Genomic DNA, 26,891 nt, shown 5'->3' on the forward strand with positions numbered 1-26,891 from the left:
GCGACCACCGCCGGCGTGCGGCCCGAGCACCTGACGCTGTCGAAAGAAACCGGGCTGTGGCAGGGCAAGGTCACGGTCGCCGAACATCTCGGCTCCGACACATTCCTCCACCTCGACGTCCAAGGCATCGGCCCGATCACCGCCAGAACCGATGGTGAGTTCGAATGCAGACACGGCGATACCGTCTTCATCACTCCCGATGACAGCAAAATCCACAGGTTCGATGACAAGGGTATCGCCATATGAGGCCTTAAGTTCAGGCCTCACCGATCCTGACACCGTTTCGGTCAAAAACATGAAGCCGTTCCTGCGGGAAACCGACCCGCAGGGACTTGCCCGGCTGCAACAGCGCGCGATCAGACGAAAACAGCTTGAAGGGCAATCCATGCACGGTCAGGTGCAGGATGATGCCGAGACCCGTCGGCTCGACGAGATCGATGGTCGCCTCGACAGCACCATCCGCAGGCGAGACGGTGACATGTTCCGGCCGGATACCGAGTGTGACCGGCTCACCATCGGCAAGCTTCACGTCGCGGCCGAGTTCGAGGCGTGTGCCATCGCCGAGCACGACAAAACTACCGCCATTCTCCCGCCCGAGCCGTCCTTCCAGAAAATTCATGCCCGGCGAACCGATAAAACCAGCGACGAACAGATTGGCTGGGCGATCGTAAAGATCGAGCGGTGCGCCGATCTGCTGCACATGGCCGGCATTCATCGCGACGATACGGGATGCAAGCGTCATCGCCTCGATCTGGTCATGGGTAACGTAAACCGAGGTGGCTCCGAGATCAGCATGCATGCGCTTGATTTCGGCCCGCATCTGTTCGCGAAGCCGCGCATCTAGGTTGGAGAGCGGCTCATCGAACAGAAAGGCCTTAGGCTGGCGCACGATGGCGCGGCCCATGGCGACGCGCTGGCGCTGGCCGCCGGACAGCGCCTTCGGGCGGCGGGCGAGATAGGGATCGAGGCCGAGCTTGGCGGAAGCACCGGCCACGGCAGCCGCGATGGTTTCCTTGGTGCTGCGGCGCAGGCGCAGGCTGTAGCTCATATTGTCTGCCACGCTCATATGCGGATAGAGCGCATAGGACTGGAATACCATGGCGATATCGCGATCCTTGGGCTTGCGGTCGTTGACGCGTTCGCCATCGATGGTCAATTCGCCCGCTGAAATCTCCTCCAGACCGGCGATCATGCGCAAAAGCGTCGACTTTCCGCAGCCGGACGGACCGACGAGGACTATGAATTCTCCGTCCTCGATCTTCAGATCGACCCCGTGCAGCACGGCGAGGTCGCCATAGGTCTTGCCGACATTCTTCAGCTCGATGGAAGCCATGGGATTATCCTTTCACCGCGCCGGCCGTCAGGCCCTGCACGAGATAACGTTGAATGAGCAGGAAGAAGAGGCAGGCCGGAATGAGCGCCAGAACGCCCGCGGCCATCATCTGCCCGAAATCGACGGAAAATTTGGAAACGAAGGTCAACAGCCCGACCGGGAAGGTGGCGCTCTGGTTGCCCGAAATCAGCATCAGCGCAAACAGAAGCTCGCTCCATGCGGCGGTGAAGACGAAGCCGAGGGTGGCGGCGATGCCCGGCAATGTCAACGGCAGGATGATCTGGCGGAAGGCCGTAAACCGGCTTGCTCCGTCAATCATCGCCGCCTCTTCCAGATCCTTCGGAATACCGTCGAAGAAGGATTGCATGAGGAAGGTGGCAAAGGGCACGTTGAAGGCCGTGTAGACGATGACGAGACCGGTCAGACTGTTGGTGAGGCCGAGCGGCGAGAGCATCTTGAAGATCGGCGCTACCAGCATGACCAGCGGAAACATCTGGGTGATCAGCATCAGCGCTACTATCCAGTATTTGCCCTTGAAGCGGAAGCGCGACAGGGCATAACCTGATAGTGACGAGAGTACCGTAACCGCAAGTGCCGTGGAGCCGGCAACGATGACGCTGTTCTTAAAAAACGTCGGGAAGGCACTGTTTTCTATGACATATCTATAATGATCCAGCGTCGCGTGAGACGGCCACATCCGCACACCTTCGCTATAAAGCAGGTCGTTCGGCGTGACCGAGACCTTGAGCAGCCAGAACAGCGGAAACAGCGCAAAGACGATATAGGCGAGGATCGCCAGGCGATGGGCAAGGGTGAGGAATATCCTTGATGTCATCGGTCAGTCCTTCTCGATAAGGCGTTGGCGCAGGAGCACGATGAGCATGGAATAGGCCAGAAGCAGCACCAGAAGCACCAGCGCGATGGCCGAGGCATAACCGAAATCGAGCCGCCGGAACGCCTGCGTGAAGATGTAACTGGCGACAATCTGGGTGCGGTCTGCCGGTCCGCCATTGGTCATGACGATGATGAGATCGGCGAAATTGGCGATCCAGACGGTACGCAGCAAAACTGTGATGGCGATAGTGGGCGCCAGAAACGGCAGCGTAATCGAGGTGAAACGCTGCAACGGGTTTGCCCCGTCGATGGAAGCGGCCTCATAAAGATCGCGCGGGATGGCCTGAAGTGCGGCGAGCAGGGTGATCGCGAAAAAGGGAATGCCCCACCAGACATTGGCGATGATCGGCCCCCACATGGCGAGATGCGGATCGGCGAGAATATTGTTCGGCGCGGAGAGAAGCCCGAGCGAGACCATCCAGTGCGGCAGCGGCCCGATGACGGGGTTGAACAGCCACGCCCAGTTGAGACCAGCGAGGAACGTTGGCACGGCCCATGGCAGGAACACCAACGCCTGCGCCAGCCCCCTGCCCGCGAAAGGCTTGTCCAGCAGCAGCGCCAGAATGAGGCCGAAGAAGAATTGCAGGAACACCGAAGCACCGGTCCACCACAGCGTATTTTTCAAGGCCCGGTAAAAGGCCGCATCCTGCGACAGCGCCTCCAGATGTTTCAGGCCAACGAAACCACCGGAAAACGGATTGAGCAGCTGCACATCGCGAAACGCATAGGACAGGCCGAGCACCAGCGGCACCAGCATGACGGCGACGATGAGCACAAGCACGGGCGCACTGTAGAGCCAGGGTTCGGCCCAGTCGGCAAACCTTCGCATCGCTGGTTTGCCAGCCGGTTTGCGCGCGGCCACCGGCCCGGCGCCATGGGCATAGGACATTGTATCGCTCCCTGATCGGACGACGGAACGGACATGTTTCCAGCCTCGCGCCGGCCGATCCGAAAATTTCAAGAATAGGCCCGCCGCAGCGAAGGCCCGGCAAGACCGCCGCACGGGCATAAACGCCCGCGCGGCCGACCCGTATCGTTACTTGGAGGCCAGGAACTTCTGCTGCGCCTTGGTCATGTAATCAGCCCATTGCTTGGCGAGGTCTTCCGGCGTGATATCGCCGAGCAGCGCTTCCTGCGATGTCTTGATGACAAGCGAATCCTTGAAGAAGGCGAATTCCTCAAGATAGGTCGGCATCGTCGTGGGTATGGCGTTCTTGTCCGCCAGCTCATCGAACCAGCCTTTGAACTGCTCGCTGGCATAGAAGGGGTCCTTCTCCGCCGACTTGTGCACCGGCAGCGCGCCCGTCTTCTTGTTCCACTCGATATTGCCTTCCGGCCCTTCCAGCGTCTCGACCAGCTTCCACGAGAGGTCCTTGTTGGCGGAGGCCGACATGATCGACCAGCCGGCGAAACCGATGGTCGGGAAGGTCTTGCCGTCAGGTCCCTTCGGCATGGTCATGACACCGAAATCTTCCGGCTTCATGCGCTGGGCAATGGCGATAAGGGCATCCGGATCCTGATCGAGGAAGGCGCATGTGCCGGAATAAAAGCCCGCGACGATCTCGTTGAAGCCCCAGTTGACGCTGTCCTTCGGTGCCAACCCGTTCTTGTAGAGATCGATCACATAGGTCAGGCCCTTCACCCAGCCGGGGCTGTCGAAGGTGGACGTGCCGTCCTTGGTGAAGAACTCGTTCGATCCTGCCATGGACGCGCCGAACATGACCCAGCCGTTAAGGCCGCCGGGCCCCCCGCGCAGGCAATAGCCATATTTTCCGGGAAGTGCCGCGACCTTTTTCGAAGCATCGGCGAATTCGTCGAGCGTCTTCGGCGGCTCCTTCACCCCTGCCTGTTCAAGCAGCTTCTTGTTGTAGAACATGGCCCGGAGGTAAAAGCCGTAGGGCAGCATATAGGCCGTATTCTTCACATCGCGGCCGAGTTCGAGCGTGCGCTCGCTCAGACCCTTGGTGTGTTCCCACTTGGCAAGATAAGGTTCCAGGCTCTCGAGCATGCCGTTATTGGCATAAAGCGACAGCCATGTGTCAGGCATTTCCATCACATCAGGCACATCGCCGGCCGAGACCATCGTTGCGAATTTCTGGAAGGCCTCGCTCCAGGGCAAGGAGATGATCTCCACCTTGGTGCCGGGATTGGCGCTTTCGAACTTCGAAACGATGCCCTTCAGCGTTTCCGTCCGTTCGGGACTTGTAATGACTTCAACCAGTTTCAAGGTCGTGTCCGCCAGCGCCGTTCCGGTCATCAGGGCGGTGAAGATTGCTGCTGCTACCAGTTTTTTCATGTCGTTCTCCCCTTTTTTGTCGTCAGGTTTAAAACGCGTCAGGCGGCCGTGGCCGCCTTGATCGCGGGTTCGAGATCGTTCCAGAGCGCTTCCGTGCCCTCCAGTCCGACATGCAGGCGCACCGAACGCGCGCTGATGCCGAACGTGTGGGCGGAGTTTGGCTGCGCCTTCTGTTCAAGCACCACTTCACCGGGAACGATCAGGCTTTCATGCCCGCCCCAGGAAACACCCAGTTTGAAAAGTTTGAGGCGGTCGGCAAAAGCGCGCACATCCACCCCTTCCTTGAAAATGAAGGAAAACAGGCCGGACGTGCCGTTGAGGCCGGGCGGCAGGCGGTTCGCCAGTCCCGGATGGCAGACCTTTTCCACCACATCGAGCGCCTGCAGGCGGGTTGCGATATCCAGCGCCGAGGCCTGATGCGCCTTCATGCGCAGCGGCAGGGTACGAAGCCCGCGAATGAGCAGCCACGCATCGAAAGGCGACATCTTGCCGCCAAGATAAGGATAGGTTTCTGCCCGGATGCGGTCGATCATCGCCTTGGAACCGGCAACCACGCCGGAGACCACATCGCTGTGCCCGCCGAGATATTTTGACGCCGAATGCACGACGAGATCGACACCAAGCGAAATCGGCTGCTGGAAGACCGGGCTTGCCCAGGAATTATCGATGACGGTGACGGCACCATGGCGCTTGCCAATCGCGGCGAGTGCACCGACATCATGGGCCTCCATCACCCAGCTGGTGGGGCTTTCCATGTAGAACAGCTTCGCGCCCGGCATAGCCTTTTCAACCGCCGCCTCGTCGCGGCCGTCGACATAGACCACCTCGATATTCATGCGCTGCATAAAGGTGCCGAACAGGCGGAAGGCATCGGGATAAACGTGGCGCACCGCGACGATGCGGTCGCCCGGCGACACGAAGGAAAGAACGGTGGACGAGATGGCCGACATGCCGCTTGCAAAACCGAGCGCGTCTTCCGCGCCTTCGAGCTTCGCCAGCATTTCCTCAAACATCCTGACGGTCGGGTTCAGCCCGCGCGTATAGACCGGCCGCACCTTTTCGCCGCGATATGTGGAAACCATTTCGTCGTAGCTGGAAAAGGTGAAAAGCGAAGTCTGCACAAGGGGCGGCACCACGGCTTCGAAAGCGTGGGTCTCGTCATGGGCGACGATCAGGGAGGCGGGATCGAAGAGATCGTTGCCTTGGTTCATTTCGACATGTCCTTGATATCCTCCTCGACGACGGCGAGGATTTTCAGTGTTTCTTCACGGGCGGTCTCCGCATCGCCGGCGGCGATGGCGTTGAACAGCGTGCGGTGAAAGGGAAAAGAGCGACCTGCAAAATCCGGGCGGTCGAACGGCTTCGACCAGAAGCGTTCGAAGCCTTCGCGCATCTGCTCCAGAAGCTGCTTGAAAAGCGTGTTGTGGGTGGCGTCATAAATCGAAAGATGGAAGGCAAGGTCGGCCTTGCCGGAGGTTCCTTCGGCCAGATGCACCCGCTCCATCTCATCGAGCCGCGCTTCCATCGTCGCTATATCCTCGGCCGTCCGGCGGCGCGCGGCGGCCATGGAGGCCTCAACCTCAATGCCGCGACGCACTTCCAGCGTCATCAACAGCGCGTCGCGCAAGCTTTCGGCATCGATGGAAATCGGCATATGCACGGTGGCAGCGGAAATCGGCTTCAGCAGATAATTGCCGCTGCCCTTGCGGCTGTCGATGACACCCAGCGCCTGAAACTTGCGGATGACTTCACGGATGGTGGATCGGCCCACGCCCAGCGCCGCCATCAGTTCCCGCTCCGCCGGCAGCCGGTCTCCCGCCTTCAGCCCTGCCCGCTCCACATAGTCGGAAAGAGCGGCCTCGACCTGGCGCACGCGATCGCTCGGCGGAATCGGCTGCATGAGTTCCCGGCTGGATCTGTCCAAGACGCACCCTCTAAATTGGTCTGACATCTTACCATTTCAAAGGGTGGATGGATTGTCAACCGGCAAGGACGGATGCTGGTGGAGCCACTCCTTCACGATGTCCTGTTGTGCCTCCGAAATGGCACAAAATACCTGAAACGATTCAGGTCGCCGTGCGTGATTACGTGGGTTGACGTTGCGGTAAAAAAGTACCGCGCAACCGCCCGATACGGGAAAAGATCGAGACCGAAAGTGACTGGAGTTAAGAGCTTAGCGCACCGAATCTCGGCGACTGACGGCCGCCGGCTAAGCCACCGTAGCGCGGGCTACCCCACGCGCCAATGCATCGGCATACTCATTGCCGACAGTGCCGGAATGCCCTTTGCACCATTCCACGACCACATGGGGATGCCGCTCCAGCAGATTGTCGAGCTTCTGCCAGATTTCCCTGTCGGGGATCGGTCTTCGGCGGGTGCGCTGGTTAGGTGTGATCCGCTTCCAGCCATTGGTGCGCCAGATGGCCCTATATCGGCGGCAGCCTTCAATGACATGAACAGCGTCCGTCCAGAGCGTGACTGCCCGCGTTGGCGCCTCGGCGGCGATCCAGGACATTGCGTTCAGGACAGCGAGGACCTCGAACGTATTGTTCGATGCGCCAACCGTCTTGCCCGAGGCGGAATGGACTTGATGGCCTGCTTCATGAACGACGAACGCCCATCCTCCGGATCGGGAGGCATTATCGAAGGAGCCGTCGGTGAAGATGTGAAGCGCATCAGCCATGAAGATGGTGTGTAGCACCAATATGGAAATCGCCAAACGAGCCGTTCCGGGGCCATTGCGAAGGGATTGTCGCTCTGATGCTGTCCCGCCTTCTCGCTCAACAGCAGACGACATGTTTGCGCCAGCAAGTGGGTGTGACAACAGTGCATTCATAAACTATCGAATACATTCCCAACGGTCAGTAATCTACGGAGATGGAAATGCCTCTCGTGACTATTCAGCGTGTTTTGGAGCCAGCGGAAGAGGATCGAAAGGCCATCCTCGAGCCTCTTCTTGCTTACAATCTCTCAAAAGCGGGAGATGAAAATTACAAGCCGCTGGCGCTCTTGCTCCGCGATAACGAAAATGAAGTTCGCGGCGGCTTGTGGGCGAAGCTCTATTACGACTGGCTTTTCATCGAGCTGCTGTTCGTTCCGGAAGCCATGCGTGGCGAAAATCTCGGATCAAGGTTACTTCGAGATGCGGAAGACTGGGCAAAAGGTGAAGGTTGCAAAGGGACCTGGCTCGATACCTTCGCATTTCAGGCTCCCGAATTTTACAAGAAGCAAGGCTACGAGGTCTTTGGCACCATTGAGAACTATCCCGGGCCGCACAGCCGGTTTTTCCTGCGCAAGGTTTTTTGATGACGCAGCGAAATCTCGACGGCTTCTGCGCCTGCGGTCGAACTGCATAAATATCTGCACGGGCAAACCACAAAAAGCAGAGAGGGCGGCGCATGCCACCCTCCCCAGCTCATAGCGAAACTGCCCGTTTTACTGGCTGAGAACGGCCGCCGTAATCGTCTCGATATTGTGGTTGATCATGTCGATATAGGTGGCAGCCGGGCCGTCGGCGGTCGAAAGCGCGTCGGAATAAAGCGTGCCGCCAACCTTGAGGCCGGTTTCGCTGGCGATCTGGTCGATCAGCCGCTTGTCGGTGATGTTTTCTACGAAGATTGCCGAAGCCTTGTCGTGCTTCACCTGATCCACCAGCTTGGCGACATCGGCAGCGGAGGCTTCAGATTCCGTCGATACGCCCTCCGGCGCGAGGAAGTTCAGGCCATAGGCATGCTCGAAATAACCGAAAGCGTCATGCGAGGTGATGATGACGCGCTTTTCCGGCGGGATGGCGGCGATCTCGGTCTTCACCTTCTCGTTCAGAGCGGCAAGCTTGGCGATATAGGCATCCGAATTGGCGGTGTACGTGGCGCAACCGGCCTTGTCGACCTCGCAAAATGCGCCGGCAATGTTCTTCACGTAGATTTCGGCGTTCTTGATCGACTGCCAGGCATGCGGGTCGAACTCGCCGTGATGGTGATGCCCCTCATGGCCGTGATCGTGATCATGGGCCTCGGCCACCTCGTGCTTGTGGCTGGCTTCTTCTGCCTTGTGATCGTGACCTTCCTCTTCCTCCGCTTCCGGATGGGCGTGACCGGCCGGCTCTTCGGAAAGCTTGAGCGGCTCCACACCCTTCGTCAGTTCCACCACCGGCGCCTTTGTGCCGCTTGTGTCGATCAGCCGCTTCAGGAAGCCTTCGAATTCCAGACCATTGACCAGCACCACATCCGCCTTGCTGACGGCGACGGCATCGGCCGGGCGCGGCTCATAGACATGGGCATCGCCATCCGGCCCGACCAGCGTGGTGATTTCGACACGGTCACCGCCAACGTTTTTGGCGAAATCGGCAATGATCGAGAAGCTCGCCACGACCTTGAGTTCGGCGGCGGACGCCTGCGCCATCAGAACCGGGGAGAGGGAAAGAAGGCTGACGCCCGTTGCTAGACGGAGGGTTTTGAACATGAAGGTTCTCCTTTTTTCGAACGCTGTTTTCAGGCCGCTCTGTGACGGCCGGAACCGAGAAGATCGCTGAGCACGCCGCGCGTGCCGACGAGGATGGAGAGCGCATAGATGACGCCCGCGGAAAGGATGATCGCCGGGCCTGATGGCAGCGACGCGTGATAGGACAAAAGCAGGCCCGCAAAGCAGGAAACCATGCCGATGCCGATGGAGATGAAGCACATGGGCGCGACGCGGTTGGACCAGAAGCGGCTGGCGGCGGCGGGCAGCATCATCAGGCCGACCGACAGCAGCGTTCCCAGCGCCTGGAAGCCGCCGACCAGATTGAGCACGACAATGGCGAGGAAGAGGAAATGCACCGGGCTGCCCCAGTTGCTGACCGAACGCAGGAACAGGGGATCGAGGCATTCCGCCAGCAGCGCCCGCCAGAAGGTGATCATCACCAGAAGCGTCACGATGCAGATGCCGCCGATCAGGCCGAGCGCCTCATTGTTCAGCGCCAGCACCGTGCCGAACAGCACATGCATGAGATCGACGCTCGAACCGCGCCACGAGACGAGCAGCACGCCGAGCGCCAGTGAAATGAGATAGAAGGCGGCAAGCGAGGCGTCTTCCTTCTGGATAGTGAAGCGCGACACAGCACCCGCGCCCAGCGCGACCAGTAGGCCGACGGCCAGCCCGCCGATGGTCATGGGCAGGATTTCCAGCCCGTAGAACAGAAACCCGACCGCCGCCCCCGGCAGGATGGCGTGGGACATGGCGTCGCCTGTCAGGCTCATGCGGCGCAGCATCAGAAACACCCCGACCGGGCCGCAGCTGATGGCAAGGATCAAGGCACCGGCAAGCGCGCGCTGCATGAAGACATACTGGACGAAGGGTTGGATGAAGATATCAGCCATGGGCATTCAAATTCGCGTGTGAGTGGGCATGGGAATGGACGGATGCCGTTTGCGGACTTGCCCCGACTATTTGGGCCGAAGGCTCGTCGGCCGGCTCACACCAGGGTGCATTTTCCTCCCATGCCTCGTGGAAATGCCGCGCCTGCCGGATGTTCTCCGCCTTGAGGACATCAGCTGTCGTGCCCAGACCGACGAGCTTCCGGGCAAGGAACAGGGTCTGAGGAAAGTGCTGCCGCACCAATTGATGGTCATGAAGGACGGCCAGAACCGTGCGCCCCTCCGCCACCCATGATTTGATCAGCACCATAAGGTCGGCAACGGTGCGCTCGTCGACGGCGTTGAAGGGCTCGTCGAGCAGGATCAGCTGCGCATCCTGCAGCATGGCGCGGGCAAACAAAGCGCGCTGCATCTGGCCGCCGGACAACGAGTCGATATTGCGCCTCTCAAAACCGGAAAGCCCGACCGCTTCCATGACGCGGCCCATCGCCGCCCGGTCTGCGGGACGGTGGCGGCCGAGCAAGCCGCGTTTCGGCCAGAGACCAAGTGCCACCAGATCCCGCACCTGCGCCGGAAAGGAACGGTCGAGTTCCGATTGCTGTGGCAGATAGGCGACGGAAATACCTGAACTCAGCCGGCACTCGCCGCCGAGCGGCTTCAGAATGCCGGCAATGCCTTTCATCAGCGTCGATTTTCCAGAACCATTGGCGCCGACCACCGCAGTGAGCGAGCCTTTGGCGATATCGCCATTCAGATGATGCACCGCCGCGCGGCCGGCATATCCAAGTGTCAGGTTTTTGAAGGCAAGGCACGGATCGTTCATCGATCCCTCCGGGGCAGGATGTCATTCGATGACACCTAATATGTAATGTTATTACATTCGTCAAACGAATATGTAATGAAATAACATTAACTCTTGGAAAGATGACGTTGCGCTCTGTGCAAGCCACAGACCACCTCGCGTTGCGGGAGGTTTTTTTCTGTCGCCCGTTGACATGCGGTCAATATGTAATGTTATTACGTTACAGAATACGGACGGGGCAGCATTGAACCCGTCGTTTCCAGATCGTCCGCGTGTCCGCCGTGAGGTCCACGCGAGCGTTGCTAAAGAACGAGGTCCACATGTCAAAAAAACTTCCCGTCACCGTGCTTTCCGGCTTTCTGGGCGCCGGCAAGACGACGCTTCTCAATCATATTCTCGCCAATCGAGATGGTCTGCGCGTGGCGTTGATCGTCAATGACATGAGTGAGATCAATATCGACGCCGCGCTGGTGCGCGATGGCGGCGCCAATCTCTCCCGTACGGAAGAGCAGTTGGTGGAAATGACCAATGGCTGCATCTGTTGCACGCTGCGCGACGACCTGTTGACCGAGGTGCGGGCGCTGGCCGAACAGGGCCGTTTCGATTACCTGCTGATTGAATCCACCGGTATCGCCGAACCGCTGCCGGTCGCAGCAACCTTCGATTTTCGCGATGAAAACGGCCGCAGCCTTTCCGATGTCGCGCGTCTGGACACCATGGTGACGGTGGTGGATGCCGCCAATCTTCTCAAGGATTACGGTTCTTCCGATTTTCTGGCCGACCGGGGCGAAACGGCGGGCGAAGGTGACAACCGCACGATCGTCGATCTTCTGGTGGAGCAGATCGAATTTGCGGATGTCGTCGTCCTCAACAAGATCGGCACCGCCACGCCGGATGAGAGGGATGCCGCACGCAAGATCATCGTCGGGCTGAACCCGGATGCGAAACTCATCGAGGCCGATTTCGGCAAGGTGGCGCTGAAGGAGGTTCTGGGCACCGGCCGTTTCGATTTCGCCAGGGCCGACGAACACCCCCTGTGGTTCAAGGAATTGCACGGCTCCAAGGATCACATTCCCGAAACCGAGGAATATGGCATCCGCTCCTTCGTCTATCGCGCCCAAAAGCCGTTTGACCCCGTACTGTTCCAGCGCTTCATCGACCGCGCCTGGCCGGGGGTGGTGCGCGCCAAAGGCTTCTTCTGGCTGGCAACGCGTCCGCGTTATGTCGGCGAGATCAGTCAGGCCGGCGCATTGGTCCGCACCGGCAGGATGGGCCTCTGGTGGTCCGCCGTGCCTAGGGAGCAATGGCCGCGCGAAAAGCAGTTTCTGGATATGATGAAGCCCTATCTCGACCCGGTCTTCGGTGACCGGCGACAGGAAATCGTCTTCATCGGCTCCGATCCGATGAGCGAGGCGCGCATCCGCGCACAGCTCGATGCCTGCCTTATCGATACCGAAGCATTCACGCCGGATGCATGGCGGCACCTGCCGGACCCCTTCGCCAGCTGGGACAGGCAGGCAGCCTGATTGACTCCACTGCCCGCATTTTAGCCGAGCGGATGCGTCTTTCGCCTTCTCCCCGCCGGGGAGAAGGTCGCGGCAGCGGGTTGAGGGGGCAAGCTCTCCGCAAACCTCTGCGCTTGCCCCCTCATCTGACCCTTCGGGCCATCTTCTCCCCGCCGGGGAGACGAAAGGGAACACCCTCTCGCGAAAATAAACAATTGAAACACTACAGAAAATTCAGCGTTACCAACGCCAGCACAAGATAGCGCCCGACCTTGGCGATGGTGACCAGCAGCAGGAAGACCGGTAGCCGCTCCTTCATGATGCCGGCGGCAACCGTTAGCGGATCACCGATCAGCGGCGCCCAGCTGAGCAGCAGGGACCATTTGCCATAACGACGATACCAGTTCTGCGCGCGCTCCAGCGCCGCCTCCCCGACCGGAAACCAGCGTTCACGCCGAAAGCGCTCAATGCCGCGGCCGAGCAGCCAGTTGGCAAAGGAGCCTGCAACATTGCCGGCGCTGGCCACGGCGACCAATAGCCAGACAGGCTGGGATTTAAGAAGGATGAGGCCCGCCAGTGCCGCCTCCGACTGCATGGGCAGAATGGTCGCCGCGATAAACGCCGTCAGAAACAAACCCGCATATACTGCCAGATCGGCCATTGCCTGCCCTTCATCATCCGCGAATCTCACGGTCTTTGCCGAAGTGCCGGATGACGCCCCCGGCGTCAAGCGGGCTACATTTCACACGGCCTTACAGCACATCGGCGGCAATGGCCTGAACCACATCATGGCGGGCTACATCCAGCAGCGCCTTATGAACCGACAATTGCCGAGTCTTGCCCGATGCGGACAGAATGAGGATTACGGTTTCCTTCGGCGGGCAATTCGGCAGCGCGCAGGAAATCTCGTGGACGGAGACGATGTCGTCTTCTGAAAGGAACAGCAGTTCACGCGTCCAGTCCTTCATGATGCGGGCCTGCGAGACGATCGCGGAGCCGCTGCGCGCAAGCGGATTCGTTTTTACCGTCATCGGAATACCTTCCGCCCCGCCTGCGAGGCCAATGTATCGAACAGATCGCGGATCGGCTGCTGCGGCATATCCATGCCGATCAGGACGATGCGCGTTGCGCGGTTGCCATCCGGCCAGCTTTCCAACCGGGTCAGTGGATAAAGCCGATGCTGCACCGCATGGGCGACAACCGGCCGCTCCGGGTCGTCAGTCGCACCGAAAATTCCCTTGAGCCGCAACAGGCCGGAATGCACATTGCTGGTGACGAGTTCAAGAAAAGTGACAATCGCCTGCGGATCCAAAGCGCCGTCAAAGGTGAGATCGAAGGCCTCGACCCCGACACCATGGCGGTTGATATCGTGCTGATGGGCGGCATGAAGGCTCAGCCTGTCGGCCGCCAACCATCCCGGCGCATCCTCCGGCTTGCCGCGCAGCGAATAATCCGATGCCTTAAATAACGACATCAGGTCGAAGCCGGCCGCATTACGGTCATGAAACGACGCCGCAGGATTGAGATCGGCGAGGCTTTCGCGGTCAATAGCCGCAGCATCCGCAAGATCGGTTTTCGTCAGGACGACGTGGTCGGCAAAGGCAAGCTGTTTCCAGCCCTCGATAAAACTGTCGAGCATCGCCGGGCCGGCGACAACGTCGAAAGCCGTCACCACGCCTGAAAGATGGAAATGCCGGGCGACAATGTGATCACGCAGGCCAAGCGCCGGCGTGCCGCCGGCGATCAGGCTGTTGATGATCGGTGCGGGATCGGCAAGGCCGGTGGTTTCGATAACGACGCGCGATACACCAGGCACCACCCCTTCCAGAAAGGCCTGATGCAGCTCGTAAAGCGAGGTGCGGATATCGCTGGTGGCGGTACAGCAGATGCAGCCCGTCGTCGTTCTGAAATATCGTTCAGAACCCGTCCGAACCAGACCGTGATCGATGGGCACCGCGCCGAATTCATTGACGATGACAGCGGCATCACCCATGGCCGGCTCAGCCAGAAGCTCGTTCAGCAACGTCGTCTTGCCCGCCCCCAGAAAACCCGTCAGCAGGGTGACCGGCACCGTGCTGACGGATGGCGCGACGGTTGGGTCGTCCCTGCGCTCCACCGCCTTCTTCCGCTTCATTCCGAACACGTCAGCACCTTCGCTATCCATAAAATTCACGGCACCATAATACGTAATGTAATAACATATCAATGACGATTACGGGATTTCCGGCGAGAGCAATTCCCTTATGCCGGATAAGAAAATGTCATGACCACATGCTCCCAACTCTCGGGCGCATGAAAAAACCACGGAACGAAGGAAATGGAATAATAAATCCGTTTCCTTCACTTTCGTTTTAATCGTTCCACGTTCTCTTGCATTTTCGTTAGAGTTCGCTTTTAATCGGTAGTGCTAATACAGGAAAGATCACCCGCAGCCGGATCGAGGAGGATAGGCTGCAATTAAGGGGCTGTATCTTTTACTGTTTTCATAATGGGAGGAATCACCTTGAAAAAACTCAGCTACCGCCTCGCCGCGGCATCCGCGCTTTCGTTTTTTGTCACATCGAATGCATATGCAGTAACGGAAATCCAGTGGTGGCACGCCATGACCGGCGCCAATAACGAGGTCGTGGATACGCTGGCGAAAGAGTTCAACGAGAGCCAGAAAGATTACAAGATCACGCCCGTCTTCAAGGGCACCTATCCGGAAACCTTGAATGCCGGCATTGCCGCCTTCCGCGCCAAGCAGCCGCCCGCGATCATTCAGGTCTTCGACGCCGGCTCGGGTGTGATGATGGGTGCCGCCGGCGCCATCAAGCCGGTGGCGGATGTTCTGAAGGAAGGCGGTTATACCTTCAACAAGGACGAATATCTGGCCGGCATCGTCGCCTATTATTCCAAGCCTGACGGCACCATGCTGTCCTTCCCCTATAATTCGTCCTCGCCGATCCTCTATTACAACAAGGATGTCTTCCAGAAAGCCGGCCTCGATGCCGCCAACCCGCCGAAGACATGGCCGGAAGTTTTCGAAGCCGCCAAGAAGATCAAGACCAGCGGTGCCGCCCAATGCGGTTTCACCTCCACATGGCTCACCTGGATTCAGACTGAAAACTTCGCCGCGTGGAACAACGTTTCCTATGGCAGTAATGAAAACGGGCTTGGCAGCACCGATGTGAAGCTTGCCGTCAACGCGCCGCTCTTCGCTGAACACTTCCAGGCGATTGCCGATCTGGCGAAAGACGGCGTCTTCCGTTACGGCGGCCGCACTTCGGAAGCCAAGCAGCTGTTCATGTCCGGTGAATGCGGCATCCTGACCGAATCCTCCGGCGGCCTTGGCGATATCGTCAAGACTGGCATGAATTACGGTATCGGCCAGCTTCCCTATTATGAGGGCCATGGTCCGCAGAACACCATTCCGGGCGGCGCGAGCCTCTGGGTCTTCGGTGGCAAGAGCGATGCCGAATATAAGGGTGTGGCCGAATTCTTCCATTTCCTTTCCCAGACCAAGATTCAGGCACGCCTGCATCAGGTCTCCGGCTATATGCCGGTGACGATCGCGGCCTATGAGGAAACCAAGAAATCCGGCTTCTACGACAAGAACCCCGCCCGCGAAACGCCGCTGCTGCAGATGATGGGCAAGCCGCCGACGGAAAATTCCAAGGGCGTTCGTCTCGTGAACCTGCCGCAGGTGCGCGACATCATGAACGAGGAGTATGAGGCGATGCTGGCCGGCAAGCAGGACGCAAAGACGGCGCTCGACAAGATTGTCACGCGCGGTGATGCGGCCATCAAGCAGGCCATCGGCAACTAAACGATCCCTGCCCCCGCCCGCATCCTTATCCGGTGCGGGCGGCACTCCCATCTCATCAGGAGATCGCCGTGCAAAGCGTCGTATTCCCCAACAAGATCCTGCCCTATCTGCTGGTCGCACCGCAGATCATCCTCACGGTGATCTTTTTCTTCTGGCCTGCAAGCCAGGCGCTCTACCAGTCGACCATGCGCGAGGACGCCTTCGGGCTGAGCAGCAATTTCGTCGGGCTGGCCAATTTTTCCGCCGTACTTTCAGACGAGAGCTATCTGAACTCGCTGCAGGTCACGGTCATCTTCAGCATCCTGACCGCACTCGTCTCCATGGGGCTGGCGCTGCTTCTGGCAACGGCGGCGGACCGCGTGGTGCGCGGCAAGGGCTTTTACCGCACCATGATGATCATGCCTTACGCAGTGGCTCCCGCCGTGGCCGGCATGCTCTGGCTGTTCATGTTCAACCCGGCCATGGGAACCTTCTCCTATATCCTGCGCCGCAACGGCATCATGTGGGACCCGCTGCTCAACGGCAACCAAGCCATGCTGCTCGTCGTCGCCGCCGCGGCATGGAAGCAGATCAGTTACAATTTTCTGTTTTTTGTCGCAGGCTTACAGGCAATTCCTAAATCATTGCTGGAGGCAGCCTCCATTGACGGCGCGCGTGGTGCGCGACGCTTCTGGACCATCGTTTTCCCGCTGCTTGCGCCGACAACCTTCTTCCTGCTGGTCGTCAACACTGTCTACGCCTTCTTCGATACCTTCGGCATCATCCATGCCGTCACCGGCGGCGGGCCTGCAAAGGCCACGGAAACGCTGGTCTACAAGGTCTATAATGATGGCTTCGTGAACCTCAATCTCGGCTCTTCCGCCGCGCAATCCGTCATCCTGATGGTGATCGTCATCGCGCTCACCGCCTTCCAGTTCCGCTTCGTCGAGAAGCGCGTGCATTACGGCTGAGGATTTCCCATGATTGAAAATCGCCCCGTCGCACGCGTGATCGCCCATCTGATGCTGGTACTCGGCATCATCATCGTGGCCTTCCCAATCTATTACACCTTCGTCGCCTCCTCGATGACGTCGAACGACATCATCCGCCCGCCAATGTCGCTGCTGCCCGGCGGCCATCTCGGTGAAAACTATACCGACGCCATGGTCGGAGGCGTCGAGCGTGTCGTCGGCGTCAGCCTCGAGCGGCTGCTGTTCAACAGCTTCGTCGTGGCGCTCGCCATCGCCATCGGCAAGATCGTCATCTCTTTCCTGTCGGCCTTCGCCATCGTCTTCTTCCGCTTTCCCTTCCGCATGGGCTTTTTCTGGATGATCTTCATCACGCTCATGCTGCCGGTGGAAGTGCGTATCCTGCCCACCTACAAGGTCATCGTCGATCTCGGGCTGATCGACACCTATGCGGGGCTGACGCTGCCGCTGATGGCTTCCGCCACGGCAACATTCCTGTTCCGGCAGTTCTTCCTCACCATTCCCGGTGAGATGGTCGAGGCGGCGCGTATCGATAATGCCGGCCCGTTCCGCTTCATGCGCGATATCCTGCTGCCGCTGTCGAAAACCAATATTGCTGCCCTCTTCGTGATCCTGTTCATCTATGGCTGGACCCAATATCTCTGGCCGCTGCTCGTGACCAACGACGCCAAGATGAACACGATCATCATCGGCCTCAAGCGCATGGTGGATTTCACCGATGCCTCGACGCCCTGGAATTATGTGATGGTGACGGCGATCCTCGCCATCATCCCCCCTGTTATCGTTGTGGTGCTGATGCAGCGCTGGTTCGTCAAAGGTTTGGTGGAGACCGAGAAGTAATGGCAAAAATTGCGCTGAAAGACGTCCGCAAGGTTTATGGCGGCAATGTCGAGGCCATCAAGGGCGTATCGATGGACATCGCCGACGGCGAGATGATCGTGCTCGTCGGCCCCTCCGGCTGCGGAAAATCCACCCTGTTGCGCATGATTGCCGGACTGGAGGGCATTTCGGGCGGCCAGATCATAATCGGTGATCGCGTCGTCAACGATCTCGAACCGTCGGACCGAGACATCGCCATGGTGTTCCAGAATTATGCGCTTTATCCGCATATGACGGTGCGGCAGAACCTTGCCTACGGCCTGAAGAACCGCAACACGCCGAAGGACGAGATCGATCGGCGTATCACCGAGGCGGCCAAGGCGCTCGAAATCGAACAGTTCCTGGAGCGCAGGCCGCGCCAGCTTTCCGGCGGCCAGCGCCAGCGCGTCGCCATGGGCCGCGCCATCGTGCGCAAGCCGGCAGCCTTCCTGTTCGACGAGCCGCTCTCCAACCTCGACGCCAAGCTGCGCGTGCAGATGCGCGTCGAAATCCGCCGCCTGCAACGCTCGCTCGCCACCACCAGCGTCTACGTGACCCATGACCAGATGGAGGCCATGACGCTGGCAGACCGGCTGGTGGTGCTGAATGCCGGCCGCATCGAGCAGATGGGCACGCCGATCGAGCTTTACGAAAAACCGGCCACCACCTTCGTCGCCACCTTCATCGGCTCCCCCTCCATGAACCTGCTCAACCACGGCACGGCGACGGCCAACGGCTCTTCCGGCTGGTCGGTGCAGGGAACCACTGCACTGCCACAGGGCGTCGCCACGCTCGGCATTCGCCCCGAAGACATCACCCTTGCCGATAAAGCCCCCGCGGATGCCGCCTTCACCGGCACCGTACAGGTGGACGCCGTGGAACTGGTGGGTGCGGAAAGTTATGTGCACGGATCCTTCGCCGATGGCACTGCGATCGTTTTCCGCGTCCACGGCCGTTCGCAGTTGCGCATCGGCGAGACGCTGTGGATCGCCGCACAGGCAAAGGATTTCCACCTGTTCGATGCGGCGGGGACGCGGATTTAGGCTGGTCAAAGAAACGGGACACCCGCCACTCGGCGGGTGCTCGCGCCATCGCTGGAACCTTCAGCGCCTCCTTACCAGACGAGTTCCACCTGCGGCCGACCGTTGGAGGTTTTCTCCACCGTCCGGCCGGATGTATCGACGTTGCAGTGAACCCGCTGCCGGAAGGCGGAAAAGCTTTCGAAAGTCACCACATCCACCGGATCGTCGAGATGCAGGGTCAGCCGGTAGCGTTCGGGATCGCCGCCGAGCGCCTGTACGCCCAGCACCGAAGCCACGAAGGGCTGGCCTAGATAAAAGCCTTCCACCCTTGAGCCCAGAAGGTAGGGGTTGAAGGCGGGGCGGTTGCCGGCTGATGCGTGGAGGGTATTCCAGTCGCGGAAGCCATATTGCGCGGCGATGAGTTCCAGCGCTTTCGAATGGGTGATTGCCTGCCCCTCGCCTGCGAGAGCGGCGCGCAGGCGTTTCGCCTGTTCCTTCAGCCCCTCAAGCGCGGGAAGCGGTTTGGACACGTACATAACGGTTCTCCAACATGCGCATGCCGAATGTTCCGAAGGGGGTCCGCGTTGCCATCGACGACATGCAAAACATGGGGATGACCGTTATTCTGAAAAGAGCTTCACCAGGGGCGCAAACGCCTGCGGACGGCCGGGGCTCTTCTGCCCGTGGCCGTCCCTATAGCCGATATGACGCCGCCCGTCAAAGGCGGCGCAGCATCGAACCGTGATCAGAAGCGATAAGTAATACCCGCGCCGATCAGCCAGGGATCGAGCTTGGCCTTGCCGCTGATCGGCGTGCCACCCAATTCGGCAGTCCAGTCGGTCTTCAGGAAGATCTTCTTCACATCGAAGTTCACGCCCCAATGCTCGTCCAGCATATAGTCGAAACCGACCTGCACGGCAGCACCAAGCTTGTTCTTCACGTCGAGATTGCTGAAACCGGGCTTTTCCGACTGGTTGTAGAACAGCGAATAGTTCACGCCCGCGCCGATATAGGGTTTGAAGGCGCCGAAATCGGTGAAGTGATATTGCAGCGTCAGCGTCGGCGGCAGCAGCCATGTCTTGCCCACTGGCGTTCCGGCGAGCACGCCCTCGCCGTTGATCTTGGCGTAGGTGGTGCCAAGAATAAGCTCGGCGGCGATATTCGGGGTGAAGAAATAGCTGATGTCGAGTTCCGGGATCACGGTGTCCGAATAGGACAGGCCCGCGCCCGGCACACCGTCGACGCTGCCGCTGTCATTGGTGATGACGCCGAGGCCGCGCACGCGCAGCATCCACGGGCTTGCCGCGGCAATCGCCTCTTCGGCGGTGGGCGCCGGCGCTGCCGGGGCCAGATCGGCCGCCATGGCATTGGCGGATATCAGCGTGGCCGCAACACCAGCCATGACACTGGCAAGCAAGGCGGTTTTTCTGTTTCTGTTCGTCATTCCATCTCTCCTATAGCGCACCGCAGCCGGGCAAGTCCCCGGAAACCGGCTGATGACGGCGGGTCTGGCGAATCTTCGCTTGGCCGCAACCGCTTGGGAGCCAGTATGACAACGGGAAAGGCAGGCCGATTGAGATGGATCAAACCGGCGTGCCGATCACGCAAGGGAGCTGATAACCGGCACGCATTGTGACAATTGCGCAACAAAACCGTCCGGCGATCGAGCAGCGGTGCACGCCGCACCCGGCACATGCTCGGAAAATACAAAAAAGGCCCGCATCAGCAGGCCTTTTCCAGTGCATCACCTCTCTCACGCGGTCTGGGGCGTGAGGCTCGCGGAACCGGGCTTGCGCAGAAGCAGAACCGAGACGGCCGCGATCATGCACATCAGACCGGCAATCTGCAGCGCGGGCATATAGGTGTCGAAGTCGCTCTTGAAGAAACCGGCGCCAAAGGCGGCGGTGGCGGCTCCCAGCTGGTGGCCGGCAAAGACCCAGCCGAAAACGAGACCGGCCTTTTCGCGACCGAAATTCTCGGCGGCAAGCTTCACCGTCGGCGGCACGGTCGCCACCCAGTCCAGCCCGTAGAAGACGGCAAAGACCGAAAGTTCCACGAAGCTGAACCCCGAGAATGAGAGATAGAGCAGGGACAGGCCGCGCAGACCGTAGAACCAGAACAGCAGGAAGCGATTGTCGAACCGGTCGGAAAGCCAGCCGGCGAAGATCGTGCCGAAGAAATCGAAGATGCCGATTACCGCCAGTGTGCCCGCCGCCGTCACCGCTGCCATGCCGAAATCACCGCAGATTGAAATCCAGTGTGTCTGGATAAGACCGTTGGTCGAAAGCCCGCAGACAAAAAATGTGCCGAAAAGCACCCAGAAGACCGGGTTGCCCGATACGCTCTTCAGCGTCACCAGCGGCGATAGCAATGTGGCGAGAAGATTGTGATCCTGCTTGACCGGCTTTGTCACCACTGTCTCGCCATAGGCCGGCAGGCCGACATCGGCAGGATGGTCGCGCATCAAAAGCAGGACGAGAACCATGGCCGTGGCAATTACCGCCACGGACAGGGTAAGGGCGGTTCGCCAGCCATAGGCTTCCGTCAGCGCCGCCAGCAGCGGCAGAAAGACCAGCTGGCCAGTGGCATTGCTCGCCGTCATGAGGCCGATCACCAATCCGCGACGCTTGGAAAACCAGCGAGCCGCCACGGTGGCGCCCAATACCAGGGCGGTCATGCCGGTGCCGACACCGATCACCACGCCCCAGAGCAGCAGCAATTGCCATACCTCGGTCATGAAAAAGGAGGCGACGATGCCGCCCATGATCAGGGCGAGCGCGGTGGACACCACCTGCCGGACGCCGAAGTGATTCATGAAGGCGGCGGCAAAAGGCCCAAGCAGGCCGAAAAGCACCAGCCTGACGGCCATAGCGGAGGAAATATCGGCAATATCCCAGCCGAATTCCTGATGCAGCGGCTGGATCATCACCCCTGCAGATCCCATCGCACCAGCGGTGGCCAGCATGGTCAGAAAGGTGGTTGCGGCAACGAGCCAGCCATAATGCAGATTTCTGCCGGCCATCCAGCTGGCGAGGCTTGTGGAGAGCATGTTCAAATTCCCTTTCCAGCGGCCGTGGCCGATATTTTACGGGTATATACCCTATATTGCGGGCAGATACCCGCATATCCCCAAAAATTACAGGGCTGCGAGCAGTTCCTGCAATTGTGCTGTCTTTTCGGGCCCAAGCCGGGCCTCGATTTCATCCTGTACCCCATCCCAGAGCGGCGCACCCGCCTTCAGGATCGCGTGTCCTTCCGTCGTCACCGTCAGCATCGCTTCCCGCTGATCCTCGCCATGGCCGATAGCCACCAGACCCATACGAGCCAGCACCTTGGCATTGCGGCCAACGGTGGAGCGATCCAGTTCCACCCGCGCGGCCAGATCGGTTAGCGAGACGGGCGCGGTGCGGTTGATGTTCCGCAGCAGGCTGAACTGACCGATATTGACGCCAAGCGGCGCCAGGGCCTCGTCATAATAGGACGAGACCTTACGGGATGCTTTGCGCAACAGGATGCAGTGGCAACTATCGTTTGGCATTTGTCTCGGGTATATACCCGTAAATTTTTGCGTGCAAGAGGTGCTCGGGAATTATCTGTGCGGAGTCAGAGGTTTTGACCGGGACTCATCGAAATGACCCGAGAACTGCTGCAGATTAGATAAACAAACAAATGAAGAAACGAACAAACTCATTAATTTAATCAAATTTCACAGGTAAATTTCGGCTATCGTATAAATAAAATTCTAAAATTCTGCGAAAACACCCGTGAATTAGACCTCACTTTGAAAAATTTTCCGGTATCCCACTTAGATATTTGGGATTTTGCATTATATAAACCAAATAGTTATCATGCGGAACTGTAGGTGTACGGCGACCCGTCAGTAGATAGATCGGCTAAAAGCGAGGCAGTGGAGGCATAAATGCGACGACTCGGACGGAACGCGGGAGGTAAAGACGTGGCGGGAAGGCTTACTTCTTAAAGCGTGGCTGCGATCCGGCCCAATACGAAGCCAACGTCGCCGAAAGGAGAAGGCTGCAGAATACAAGGTAACTGGCACCCACGACCGCCCGTAGCCTACAAAACATAACTCAAGTAATTAAAGTTGGCATTCCCGAACTACCCCGATACGGAACCCTGACGCATGCAATAGCGCCTCTCAATCGGCACCGGACCTGAACCAACGCTCGAACACGCTCTTGACCTTCCGCTCACCATAGAAAAGCCTGCCAAGCACAATCGCCCGATCTTTCTTCTCCGGCTTCTCCGCGAACGTGTTCATCGCCCCTTGGAGCTTTTCACGCGTGCTCTCCTGTGAAGCTCCGATCATGTCTTTGACCTTCGTTTGGCCCAATGCCTCGAAGTCGTTGATGACAGTGTCGAGCCCACCTTCGAGGGCTGAGCACAGGAAGAAACGGACAAGCACGTCCTTCTCATCCTTTCGCAGCTGCTCCCAAGTTCGAATAACGTTGCTGACGGTCACGGGAAGGTATTGAACCGCGACCTTGAGGTTAGTCCGAGTTACATCCTTCACCCTCTCGCGCACCTGGCGGTACATGTCGCCGTGAAACCTCGGGTCGATGGCTTCCACAAGCAAATCGAGGCGGGTCTTTCCAGTTGGCGTCGCCCCACCCTCAAGGACATCAAGCACCATTTGAACGACGACATCACGGAACACCGGGTCGGCAATTCTGAAATCCGATCCCTCAATCATCTCGAGCAACAGGTCTCCCAAGTGGTCGCTCTCTAAAACATGCGAGGGCCAATCCGTGACAGGCACGGCGTCCAGCTCACGGGAAACACGCTCACGGAGCTTTGTCCAGTTACCGTTCCTGATTTCCCTGACATGGTGGAGAAGTCCGACAGAGCATTCACCGAGCGTGATGTGATGTGTGTCCTCATCAGCAATCCGTTCCTCCAGGCATACCAATACCTCGGTCATTGACTTACCGAGAATAGACTTCAGGAACTCAAAGTGAGTATTCAGTGTTGGCAAGTCGAGAGTCGGCACATTATCATTTCGTAGCCCGCGACCTATGGCCTCCCTCGTTAGCTTATTATCTGGCTGAGCTGCACCAAGACTGATGAGGCTTCCAAAGATATCTGCTGCCTTGAAGAGTTGAGCGAGCCTGTCAATTTGTTCGGGGGCAATGCCTTCGCCAGTTGAGAGAACGCCTGTGAACTTTGTGAAGGCCTCCGATAAATCCGCTAGAATTGAGCCATTCCGTGCTTTTTTCAGAGGCGTCGCCAGCGGTAGCCCAACGGCCTGCATGGCCAGGAAAAGTGCGTCGCCCAGGGCTGGATCACTCGGGGACTCCAAAGCCGCACTCAGATGGTCGAAGAAGCTCGACGCTTCAAATATCTTTTCGGCACCGAGACCTGCCCGCCCGTCTGTCGAAAGCATGGAGTATATTTCCGCGGTAAGCTGCAACTGCTCCCTAAATCGCGGCAGATCGTCGATCTCCGGTGCCTGGAGCTGCTCCGCGAGAGTTGAAAAAAGGCCAGCAACCATAGTTGTGTGAAGTATGTCAGCCGATACGATTTCGGGTAATGCCATTCGCATCTGCGCAGGATTATGCACGGCAAGGTCAAAGTACAGACGATTTTCGCCACCGAAATCGATGCCACCGTGCTTGAACCACGCTAGGCGCATTCCCTCTTTCGCGGCCTGCGCCGCGACGCCGAAGGTAAATCTTGCGTCGTGTGATATCTCGATGTCCTCAAGCACGCTCGGAAATATGTCGCCCGAACCCTCCGCTGCCACCTTTCGGCGCAACGAGCCGACTACCGAAACCCAACGAACTCCTTCGTCGACCTGCACCAAAGAATGACCGCCGACCGCAGCAGCGTGACTTTGCTCGATCAACGCCCTTACCAAATTCGGTAATCTCTCGGGTTCTGCCAGCTCAGTCACCGCAAGAAGCTTCTCAAAATCTTGCCGACTGGAACTCGCGTCTCCCATATGCATTACGGACGACACTAAGCTCTCTTGGTAATAATCCTTAGCGTCGCCAACGTACACTTTTGAGAGAGCGGCAAAATGCGACACGACGTCTGAAAAGTCGCCGCTTTTTTTCCACTCGTCCACGTTCTCCTGTATGACGTGATTAACCCGCACATCGAAACCAGCAGACTTCGAAATCTCGATCAACCTTTCGGAACTGTCGACCGCGGCGTCTTTGATGCGCTGATCGAGCAGCAGCTGAAGCGCTAGGTCAGGCTCGACGTTGAAGATCATCGCCGACAAGTTCTTTTCGAGCTCTTCGTCGTTGGCGATCTCGCGAACGCGCTGGTCGAGTGAGTTTGGATTGTTAAGGAGGTTGGGATCGGCTTCCAAGGCATCCTGATACGCTATGTAAACGGCCACCGTCGGCAGTTTAAAACGCCCGCTATGCAGGTCGTACATTCCGGCGAGTTCATTAATAAATCCAATGATTTGCCTCGGCGTGGCGCTCCCGCTCTCGGCTCGGATTATCCGGTCGAAAATGAGGTACACCCGAAACAGTTCGTCTCGATCCATAACCTCGGGTAACGCGTCACCCATTTTCTCTATGAAAAATTCACGGGTGTTTGACATGACAGGCGGCGAGACCTGGAGGATTTCATCGAAGGTCTTTGTAAAAATCTCGCGCGCACCCAACGGAGTCAGTGCGACTGGAACCTTCTTTTCCGAATCCGTCTTTTTTTCAGAATCTGCCTGCGTCTTTTCTTCAACCAGGTGACGATCGTAGGGAACGATAACGGTGACCGAGCCCGACGCGTCCTTTTCCTTGACCGCCGGGCTGCCGGAGAATACGGCACGCACCTGCGCCCAATAATCGTTGAGCTCTTTCTTCGGCAAACGGTCGATGTTGTCGAGAACGATTACGACCCGCACGTTATCAGACTGCACGATCGACAGAATTTCTCGAAGTGTCGTCTGGAATTCGAAGTCGTTGGGATCGACCTCCCGTATGTATTGGGTGACCGTTTGGTTTTCAAATTGCTTCGAGCCAATTAGCAGCGTCTGTGAAAGCGCCGACTTGAATTTGCCCGGCACACCTCTCCAGGATCGTCGTTTCGCCCGCCGCCATTCACGAATTGCTTTGAAAAATGACCACCCGATAGTAACGCCGACAAACAAGAGAAGAGCCAAGAACGAGTATGACCCGAGAAAGCCGATTCCGTTGGCCTCAGTAAATTCTTTCCGCGCCCAGAAATAATAGATGGGAAGAAAAGGAAGAAACGCAATTACGAGGACTCCCCACCAATCTAGGATCGACCTGTTATTGGAACGGACCTCTCGCACTTTGCCCTTTACCTTCTCTTCGACCTCGTTGAGCGCCTTGGCGTGAGCCGGAAAAGAGACAATCGTCCACTCGAGGAAGTGCTCGAGTAGTGATCTGCGGAACGAAGACCCCTGAGATTGCCAGATATCGAAAGTGAAGAAATGGTAGGCGCGGTTCTCGGAGGTCTTGCGTTCATAGAGGATTTTTCGTGCGATCTCGACAACGGTCGATTTGCCGCTGCCCCATGGGCCGTCGAGACCGATCGCGCGGTCGTCTTCGGAGAAATTCGCGATCGCTTTTGACAGCGCGACGGCAGTCCGTTGATGACCCTTGCCGTTGAAATGATCCTCGTTCGAAGGCTCGTCGATGAGGATCGACCTGCGTACAACACCCATAGTTACTGTGGACCCCCGCCCATGAAACAACTGATGAGTGTAGGAATATGTCCAGTTAGCCCTTCCGACAACGGTATTGGGGCGACAACCAAAGACGATCAACAAATAATATTTTGTATGGTGTCAGCGTCGCCTAAAAAACTGCCGACGCGGTCAAGCTAATGCCTGCTTGAGCCTCTACGGCGATAAGCGCCATGTTGATCTGAAGCAGCGTTATTAGCGCCCGCGGCGATGGCTGAGACGGAGCGCAGGCGAAGTGCAATTGAAGCGCTAGTCGCCATCGACGTGGGGTGCCGAGGCGGCTTGGAACTCGTGGCTGCGGTTGTGGACGCCGTTTGGTGGGCAAAGAGCGACCGAACTCGATGAGAAGTCCGAGACAATCTGCAAAATC

The 26,891-nt window shown here is 58.5% G+C and carries 25 protein-coding genes; 7 read left to right on the plus strand and 18 right to left on the minus strand.

Going from position 1 to position 26,891, the window contains the following annotated elements; all coding sequences use genetic code 11:
* A partial coding sequence (locus V6S97_RS26840; protein ID WP_334428107.1) for a TOBE domain-containing protein occupies nt 1-246 on the plus strand: 246 nt, incomplete at its 5' end.
* Nucleotides 247-256: 10 nt separating this feature from the next.
* Here the strand turns inward: V6S97_RS26840 and V6S97_RS26845 are convergent.
* The 7 genes from V6S97_RS26845 to V6S97_RS26875 form a co-directional block, all read right to left on the minus strand.
* Complete coding sequence (locus V6S97_RS26845) at nt 257-1,333, minus strand: ABC transporter ATP-binding protein (protein ID WP_112593260.1); 1,077 nt, start codon at nt 1,331-1,333, stop codon at nt 257-259.
* 4 nt (nt 1,334-1,337) lie between these two features.
* Nucleotides 1,338-2,168 (minus strand): carbohydrate ABC transporter permease, encoded by an 831-nt coding sequence (locus V6S97_RS26850; protein ID WP_003510396.1) that lies wholly within the window; start codon nt 2,166-2,168, stop codon nt 1,338-1,340.
* A gap of 3 nt (nt 2,169-2,171) precedes the next feature.
* The gene (locus V6S97_RS26855; RefSeq protein ID WP_003510397.1) at nt 2,172-3,116 is read right to left on the minus strand and encodes a carbohydrate ABC transporter permease; all 945 of its coding nucleotides are present in this window, start codon (nt 3,114-3,116) and stop codon (nt 2,172-2,174) included.
* 147 nt (nt 3,117-3,263) lie between these two features.
* Complete coding sequence (locus V6S97_RS26860; RefSeq protein WP_111791773.1) at nt 3,264-4,523, minus strand: ABC transporter substrate-binding protein; 1,260 nt, start codon at nt 4,521-4,523, stop codon at nt 3,264-3,266.
* A gap of 38 nt (nt 4,524-4,561) precedes the next feature.
* The gene (locus V6S97_RS26865) at nt 4,562-5,734 is read right to left on the minus strand and encodes a PLP-dependent transferase (protein WP_107677433.1); all 1,173 of its coding nucleotides are present in this window, start codon (nt 5,732-5,734) and stop codon (nt 4,562-4,564) included.
* Entirely contained in the window at nt 5,731-6,423 is a 693-nt protein-coding gene (locus V6S97_RS26870) for a FadR/GntR family transcriptional regulator (protein WP_162686919.1), read from the minus strand. Before V6S97_RS26870 ends, V6S97_RS26865 begins: the two co-directional genes overlap by 4 nt.
* Nucleotides 6,424-6,732: 309 nt before the next feature.
* Nucleotides 6,733-7,206 carry a ribonuclease H family protein gene (locus tag V6S97_RS26875; RefSeq protein ID WP_111791799.1) on the minus strand — a complete coding sequence of 158 codons (474 nt, stop codon included), beginning with the start codon at nt 7,204-7,206 and terminating at the stop codon, nt 6,733-6,735.
* Between the two features lie 200 nt (nt 7,207-7,406).
* Here V6S97_RS26875 and V6S97_RS26880 point away from each other — a divergent pair, with 200 nt between their 5' ends.
* Nucleotides 7,407-7,829 carry a GNAT family N-acetyltransferase gene (locus V6S97_RS26880; protein WP_003510404.1) on the plus strand — a complete coding sequence of 141 codons (423 nt, stop codon included), beginning with the start codon at nt 7,407-7,409 and terminating at the stop codon, nt 7,827-7,829.
* A 129-nt stretch (nt 7,830-7,958) separates the two neighbouring features.
* On the opposite strand, the gene aztC is transcribed toward V6S97_RS26880, so the two are convergent.
* Genes aztC through aztA form a run of 3 tightly spaced genes read right to left on the minus strand, consistent with a single transcriptional unit; the run spans nt 7,959 to nt 10,700 of the window.
* Entirely contained in the window at nt 7,959-8,984 is a 1,026-nt protein-coding gene (gene aztC / locus V6S97_RS26885; protein WP_112593258.1) for a zinc ABC transporter substrate-binding protein AztC, read from the minus strand.
* A 29-nt stretch (nt 8,985-9,013) separates the two neighbouring features.
* Nucleotides 9,014-9,880 (minus strand): zinc ABC transporter permease AztB, encoded by an 867-nt coding sequence (gene aztB, locus V6S97_RS26890; RefSeq protein ID WP_077998654.1) that lies wholly within the window; start codon nt 9,878-9,880, stop codon nt 9,014-9,016.
* Complete coding sequence (gene aztA, locus V6S97_RS26895; protein WP_020813358.1) at nt 9,873-10,700, minus strand: zinc ABC transporter ATP-binding protein AztA; 828 nt, start codon at nt 10,698-10,700, stop codon at nt 9,873-9,875. The genes aztB and aztA overlap by 8 nt, the downstream gene beginning before the upstream one ends.
* A gap of 299 nt (nt 10,701-10,999) precedes the next feature.
* Between aztA and zigA the strand changes: the two genes are divergently transcribed.
* Nucleotides 11,000-12,205 carry a zinc metallochaperone GTPase ZigA gene (gene zigA, locus V6S97_RS26900; protein ID WP_334428112.1) on the plus strand — a complete coding sequence of 402 codons (1,206 nt, stop codon included), beginning with the start codon at nt 11,000-11,002 and terminating at the stop codon, nt 12,203-12,205.
* Nucleotides 12,206-12,407: 202 nt separating this feature from the next.
* Here zigA and V6S97_RS26905 read toward each other — a convergent pair whose 3' ends face one another.
* From V6S97_RS26905 to V6S97_RS26915, 3 genes are all read right to left on the minus strand, one after another.
* Nucleotides 12,408-12,845: a YqaA family protein gene (locus V6S97_RS26905; protein WP_003506741.1), complete on the minus strand. Its 438-nt coding sequence runs from the start codon at nt 12,843-12,845 to the stop codon at nt 12,408-12,410.
* Between the two features lie 91 nt (nt 12,846-12,936).
* Nucleotides 12,937-13,215, minus strand: coding sequence for a hypothetical protein (locus V6S97_RS26910; protein WP_020813361.1), 279 nt, complete (start codon nt 13,213-13,215; stop codon nt 12,937-12,939).
* Nucleotides 13,212-14,348 carry a CobW family GTP-binding protein gene (locus tag V6S97_RS26915; RefSeq protein WP_162709157.1) on the minus strand — a complete coding sequence of 379 codons (1,137 nt, stop codon included), beginning with the start codon at nt 14,346-14,348 and terminating at the stop codon, nt 13,212-13,214. The genes V6S97_RS26910 and V6S97_RS26915 overlap by 4 nt, the downstream gene beginning before the upstream one ends.
* Before the next feature lie 333 nt (nt 14,349-14,681).
* Here V6S97_RS26915 and ugpB point away from each other — a divergent pair, with 333 nt between their 5' ends.
* From ugpB to V6S97_RS26935, 4 genes are all read left to right on the plus strand, one after another.
* Entirely contained in the window at nt 14,682-15,992 is a 1,311-nt protein-coding gene (ugpB, locus tag V6S97_RS26920) for a sn-glycerol-3-phosphate ABC transporter substrate-binding protein UgpB (protein WP_173992200.1), read from the plus strand.
* A 68-nt stretch (nt 15,993-16,060) separates the two neighbouring features.
* Nucleotides 16,061-16,942: a sn-glycerol-3-phosphate ABC transporter permease UgpA gene (gene ugpA / locus V6S97_RS26925; RefSeq protein WP_003506735.1), complete on the plus strand. Its 882-nt coding sequence runs from the start codon at nt 16,061-16,063 to the stop codon at nt 16,940-16,942.
* A 9-nt stretch (nt 16,943-16,951) separates the two neighbouring features.
* Nucleotides 16,952-17,800, plus strand: a complete 849-nt coding sequence (ugpE, locus tag V6S97_RS26930) for a sn-glycerol-3-phosphate ABC transporter permease UgpE (protein ID WP_003506733.1) — start codon at nt 16,952-16,954, stop codon at nt 17,798-17,800.
* The gene (locus tag V6S97_RS26935) at nt 17,800-18,861 is read left to right on the plus strand and encodes a sn-glycerol-3-phosphate import ATP-binding protein UgpC (RefSeq protein ID WP_334428118.1); all 1,062 of its coding nucleotides are present in this window, start codon (nt 17,800-17,802) and stop codon (nt 18,859-18,861) included. The genes ugpE and V6S97_RS26935 overlap by 1 nt, the downstream gene beginning before the upstream one ends.
* 71 nt (nt 18,862-18,932) lie before the next feature.
* On the opposite strand, the gene V6S97_RS26940 is transcribed toward V6S97_RS26935, so the two are convergent.
* From V6S97_RS26940 to V6S97_RS26960, 5 genes are all read right to left on the minus strand, one after another.
* Nucleotides 18,933-19,376 (minus strand): glyoxalase superfamily protein, encoded by a 444-nt coding sequence (locus V6S97_RS26940; protein ID WP_112212285.1) that lies wholly within the window; start codon nt 19,374-19,376, stop codon nt 18,933-18,935.
* Between the two features lie 209 nt (nt 19,377-19,585).
* Nucleotides 19,586-20,284 carry an OmpW/AlkL family protein gene (locus tag V6S97_RS26945; RefSeq protein ID WP_020813366.1) on the minus strand — a complete coding sequence of 233 codons (699 nt, stop codon included), beginning with the start codon at nt 20,282-20,284 and terminating at the stop codon, nt 19,586-19,588.
* Nucleotides 20,285-20,593: 309 nt separating this feature from the next.
* Nucleotides 20,594-21,889 carry an MFS transporter gene (locus tag V6S97_RS26950; RefSeq protein WP_112593255.1) on the minus strand — a complete coding sequence of 432 codons (1,296 nt, stop codon included), beginning with the start codon at nt 21,887-21,889 and terminating at the stop codon, nt 20,594-20,596.
* Nucleotides 21,890-21,976: 87 nt separating this feature from the next.
* The gene (locus V6S97_RS26955; RefSeq protein ID WP_020813368.1) at nt 21,977-22,378 is read right to left on the minus strand and encodes a MarR family winged helix-turn-helix transcriptional regulator; all 402 of its coding nucleotides are present in this window, start codon (nt 22,376-22,378) and stop codon (nt 21,977-21,979) included.
* 618 nt (nt 22,379-22,996) lie between these two features.
* A complete protein-coding gene (locus V6S97_RS26960; RefSeq protein WP_334428120.1) occupies nt 22,997-26,500 on the minus strand; it encodes a P-loop NTPase fold protein in 3,504 nt (1,167 codons plus the stop codon).
* Nucleotides 26,501-26,891: the final 391 nt, after the last annotated feature.

Source organism: Agrobacterium sp. CCNWLW155 (genome assembly GCF_036888815.1).
Taxonomy (GTDB): domain Bacteria; phylum Pseudomonadota; class Alphaproteobacteria; order Rhizobiales; family Rhizobiaceae; genus Agrobacterium; species Agrobacterium radiobacter.